The sequence below is a fragment of the Kribbella sp. NPDC054772 genome, assembly GCF_053611945.1.
Genome location: NZ_JBSHBJ010000005.1, coordinates 1 through 1102 on the forward strand (window position 1 = coordinate 1; position 1102 = coordinate 1102).

A 1102-nucleotide genomic window follows, 5' to 3' on the forward strand; every position below is an offset into this window, starting at 1 on the left:
CCACCGAGCCCACCGAGAACAATCTTCCGATTCACCGGATCTTCCGTCACCCGCGCTGACTCAACGACGTACTCGGACGTCGGTTACGGGTGCTTCCATCTCAACTTCCGCTCGCTCTCCCGACCGTGCTGTCACCGGCAAGTTGCCTGGTCAGCACGGTTTTCGTTGTTCCGTCAGGGAACTCATCACCGGGCGGCTATGCGCGCCCGGGGGATCAGAATTGTTGACGAAAAAGTTTGTAACCGGCCACGCCAGGTGTCGTTAGCAACTAAGACGAATCCGTCAAACCCGAAAGGAAACCTGGCATAATGCAGGTAACTCGCAAGATCGTCGCGGCTGCGGCAGTGGCGACCGTCGCCACCCTCGGTCTGGCCACCATGGTGAGCGCCAACGTTCTGGACGACGCGCAGCAGAAGGCCCAGGACGCGGGTCTCGCCGACACGGTGTCCTCGGTCGCCCAGAAGGGCTACGACGCGGGTCACGCTCGCTGGTGGGGCGTCCGCAAGGACGGCTCGCTGGTCGCCATCGACCGCAACGACCTGGGCGCCGTTCAGGCCTGCCACAACTTCGGTGCCGGCACCGGCATCGGCGGCACCGTTCCGGCCAACGACATCACCGGCATCGTGGGCTGGGGCAACGACGGCAACAGCGTGACCGCCGTCAAGACCTGCGAGCAGGACAACGAGCAGAACCGCCAGTGGTACAAGGCCGACGGCAACGGTGTCGTCTCCGTGTCCGACAACAAGGTCGGTCCGTGGCAGGTCTGCCACAACCAGATCGACGCCACGGGCATCGGCGGCACCGTTCCGCTGACCAACCCGACCGGCATCCTGGGCCTGGACAACGACGGCAACTCCGTTGACTCGCTCAAGACCTGCGAGCAGAGCAACGAGCAGAACAACTGACCCTCCCTGGTCAGTGATGCAGGACCCGAAAGAGCCACCTCGGTGGGGTGACTGATTCGGAGCACCATCGCAGTACGCAACACCGGCGGGGGGGGGGGGGGGGGCGGCAACGCCCGCCGCGACCCCCCGGGGTCCCCGACCCCCCCCCCCCCCCCGCGGCCCCCGGCGGCGCGGCCCGCCGCGCCCAGAGGGCGCGG

At 66.7% G+C, this 1102-nt stretch carries 1 protein-coding gene; it reads left to right on the forward strand.

What is annotated here, in order from left to right; translation table 11 throughout:
- Positions 1-308: 308 nt before the first annotated feature.
- Positions 309-905 carry a hypothetical protein gene (locus tag ACWGID_RS10270; protein ID WP_452196108.1) on the forward strand — a complete coding sequence of 199 codons (597 nt, stop codon included), beginning with the start codon at positions 309-311 and terminating at the stop codon, positions 903-905.
- The last annotated feature ends 197 nt before the right edge of the window (positions 906-1102 follow it).

Bases quoted from the DNA above. Each gene is read 5' to 3' on its own strand.
- ACWGID_RS10270 (WP_452196108.1), top strand. From the start codon at position 309: ATGCAGGTAACTCGCAAGATCGTCGCGGCTGCGGCAGTGGCGACCGTC.